Origin of the sequence: Shewanella sp. Iso12, from assembly GCF_012030025.1 — a bacterium.
GTDB classification, from domain to species: Bacteria; Pseudomonadota; Gammaproteobacteria; order Enterobacterales; family Shewanellaceae; genus Shewanella; species Shewanella algae.
This window is the reverse complement of sequence record NZ_JAAUHW010000027.1, coordinates 1-2,845: the sequence shown is the minus strand read 5'-3', so window position 1 is coordinate 2,845 and position 2,845 is coordinate 1. Positions and strand designations below refer to the sequence as shown.

At 51.5% G+C, this 2,845-nt stretch carries 5 protein-coding genes and 1 pseudogene; all 6 read right to left on the bottom strand.

The annotated features are described in order from the left end of the window. Positions 1-414: pseudogene (locus tag HCX89_RS22545) on the bottom strand (phage tail protein); the annotation flags it as partial. Positions 415-492: 78 nt separating this feature from the next. Beyond that, the gene (locus tag HCX89_RS22540) at positions 493-1,212 is read right to left on the bottom strand and encodes a hypothetical protein (protein ID WP_107110129.1); all 720 of its coding nucleotides are present in this window, start codon (positions 1,210-1,212) and stop codon (positions 493-495) included. Further along, on the bottom strand, positions 1,209-1,634 hold the full coding sequence (locus HCX89_RS22535; protein WP_144222229.1) for a hypothetical protein: 426 nt from the start codon (positions 1,632-1,634) through the stop codon (positions 1,209-1,211). Before HCX89_RS22535 ends, HCX89_RS22540 begins: the two co-directional genes overlap by 4 nt. Positions 1,635-1,642: 8 nt before the next feature. Beyond that, the gene (locus tag HCX89_RS22530) at positions 1,643-2,206 is read right to left on the bottom strand and encodes a hypothetical protein (protein ID WP_144222228.1); all 564 of its coding nucleotides are present in this window, start codon (positions 2,204-2,206) and stop codon (positions 1,643-1,645) included. Next, positions 2,206-2,580 carry a hypothetical protein gene (locus HCX89_RS22525; RefSeq protein ID WP_144222227.1) on the bottom strand — a complete coding sequence of 125 codons (375 nt, stop codon included), beginning with the start codon at positions 2,578-2,580 and terminating at the stop codon, positions 2,206-2,208. The genes HCX89_RS22530 and HCX89_RS22525 overlap by 1 nt, the downstream gene beginning before the upstream one ends. Next, the coding region (locus HCX89_RS22520) for a DUF2190 family protein (protein ID WP_167717516.1) at positions 2,573-2,845 on the bottom strand (273 nt) is incomplete at its 5' end. The genes HCX89_RS22520 and HCX89_RS22525, both read right to left, overlap by 8 nt.

The window sequence follows — 2,845 nt, the reverse complement described above, 5'->3', positions numbered from 1 at the left end:
TGCTGTCAGTTGTTCAAGCCTGGACCGCGTAGCATCTATCTGAGAGTTGTATTGTTGCAGCTCATCACTCAGCTGCTGATAATCCTGCTCAAGCTTTGCTGTTTGAGTGGCAGCCTGAGCCTGTTCTTGCTGTAGTTTTTTGGCAGAGCCGGCAGCATCGCGTTGTTCCTGCTGCAGCTTTGCAAGTGCCGCGGCAGCTTCTGAATATGAACGAGTGCCCTTGCTTACCGCAGCGGTTAAATCATCAATTGTATCAACGGCCTGCTTTTGGTCTTGTAATTCTTCCAGCCGTTGGTTGAGTTTTTCGCTTTGTTCAGCCAACTCGGCCAACGTCTTTTCAGACTTTTTGGCTTCACTGCTAAAGAGATCCCGCCCCTGAATGATCAGGTTGATCACTTGGTCTTTAAAGCTCATAGAGATTTCCGAATTGGCTCAACAAAGAAAAAGCCGCACTACCGCCCAAAGGCAGCAGTACGGCTGAAACGGCTACTATTAAGCAGCCAGGCGCTTGAAGAATTTCGACTTGCCGGCGGCAACTATCGCATCGTTGGCGAGCACTTCGCCTTCGATATCGAATGAACCATAGTCATCGGTAATCAATGACAGGCTGGACGTTGGCGAAGGCTTCCATAGATAGAACCTCAGCACACAAGGTTTGCCGTTTGCATCGTTCATACCGTCGATCACCACGGGGACGGTAACACCGGCCTCGGTCAATGCTTCGAGGGCGTTGCCGGCAGCAGAGGTATAGGACACCTTCAACTGGGCCTCATCGACAATCGCCCCTGTGCCAATGGCGCGGATACCGGCAGCACTAACGTAGTAATCAACGTCCACATCGTATTCAGTGGTGCCATCACTATTGGTGACGGTTACCGGCTGGGATATGTCTATCAACTTCTCGGTTGGGGCCAGGCCATCCAGTTTTGCAACAACAAGCTCATCAGCAACAGGATCAGCTGTCAGCACTGAAACGGTGCCGCGCAGCGCGAGAGCCAGGTTTTCATTGCTGAATGCGTTGAGTGTCATCTTGAGTTTTACAGACGACACTTTTGTAACTGAGTCATAGTTACCGCCACCACCCCGGTAGTTGGGCAGAGACTTTTCTTCCTGTTCGATTGAAACTTCAACGCCGGATGCGTTGCCAACATCCCGGCCGGCAACGTACACGATGCCGGCGCCGATGTACGACTCTTTGACTATTACACTCATAATCTATCCTCGAAGGTTGGGCTGTTTGAAATGGAGATAGTGATCACTGCCAAGCCGTGGTGTTCATGAGCTTCCGGCATGATGAATTTGCATTCTTCGGACTCTGCAAGGCCAAAGGCGCCTTTAAGCCAGTTGGGCCGAGCGGGGTCCCGTTGGTTGGAAAACAGGCTCGAGCGGATTTCTCTGGATAGATTGATCAGCTCGCTGGTAGGTTGGGTAAAACCAGGTATCTTGATGCCGGCGACAATTTGCAAAGTGAGGTCTTCTTTGTATCCAGTTTGCATTCCCGGAACAGATGCTTTGCTTGTGTACGGTTGCAGGAATATGAATTTAGATTCACGCACCAATGACTGGGCATAAAAGCCTTCGCGCACAGTGGCGCCCTGCACCAACTGCAGCCGTTCAATAATGTTGTTGATCATGGAATGTCCTAACGCTTGGCGTGATGCCGATACCGCTCACGCAAATGGCGGATAATGGGTGGCTCTATGTCATCCCTGATAACACCGAATGAACCGGCAACGCTGGGCCCGTATAGGGTTTTGCGGCCTTTAAGGCTGCGCCAGCGGTTATCACCTTTTTGGCGCGAAACCATCAGCTCATTGCCATTGCGGCCAATAAAGGTAAACGCACCTCTGAACCATGTTGGTTTGTTGCGAATTGTGGCTATCGTTATGCCATCAGTAACGGCGCTGCCGCCGCCTTTGCTGGTTCGGGTATTACGGCGGACAATGAATCGGTTTAAAGTGCTGGGGCGATAGCGCGCTGACACTCGCCCCTGCAAAGTTCGTTCGTTAAATGAAACTGACAAGTGGCGGGCAACGTAACTACGATCACGAAAGCCGTAGCGCTTAAATACTTCGGTAACTGCAAGCTCTTCGCCAAAACGACTGGCCTCTTTCACAGCTGCAGCGATAGCCGGTGCCTGGGCATTTCGTATTCGCTGCAATTCTCTGGCGACAGCGTTGAACCCCTCTGCTCGAATGCTGGCCATTACAGTTCCAAATAAACATAAGTGACAGACACTGCGTCTATTGCCGAAAGCAGCGTCAGTTTCAGCTTGGTGCCATCGGCAACAAAATCACCATGTGCATCAATGTCTCCAAGCTCAACAGTGTCGCCGGAGAAAATTTTGCCATCTTGCACCAGAAACTCGGCCTGCATAATTTTTTCAGGCATGTATTCATTGCCTGCTGATGCGGCTATCTCGCCTTTTGAGCCGGCAAGATTCACCAGCCTTACAACGGACTCAGCGCCGTCGAAAGGCACAACCCTGCACCATTGCCCCATGCGTTCAAACAGACGGCGAAACTTCGCCGCCTGTCTGTCTGCTCTACTCATGGAAAAGAGCTGATCGATGTCAGACATTGATCTTCACTTCAACAGAAAGCGCGCCGTTACCGGCAGCAGCCCAGGCTTTACCTACGGGGGTGTTGTCGGTGGCTGTGGTAGTGATCACCTTGGCAGCTGCATCCCAATACACTTGATCACCTTGGCCAATATCGTCAGCCTGGGCTTTGGCGAGTTCAAACACGCCTTCTGGTATAAAAGTGCCAGGTGTATTTGCCGGAACGTTTGCCAAGGCAACGGCAAGCATTGCGCCAATCAGCACAGGAGTACCACTCACAACAGT

What these genes read in the sequence shown, in the direction of transcription:
- HCX89_RS22540 (WP_107110129.1), bottom strand. Translation starts at nt 1,212, where the DNA reads ATGAGTGTAATAGTCAAAGAGTCGTACATCGGCGCCGGCATCGTGTAC.
- HCX89_RS22535 (WP_144222229.1), bottom strand. Translation starts at nt 1,634, where the DNA reads ATGATCAACAACATTATTGAACGGCTGCAGTTGGTGCAGGGCGCCACT.
- HCX89_RS22530 (WP_144222228.1), bottom strand. Translation starts at nt 2,206, where the DNA reads ATGGCCAGCATTCGAGCAGAGGGGTTCAACGCTGTCGCCAGAGAATTG.
- HCX89_RS22525 (WP_144222227.1), bottom strand. Translation starts at nt 2,580, where the DNA reads ATGTCTGACATCGATCAGCTCTTTTCCATGAGTAGAGCAGACAGACAG.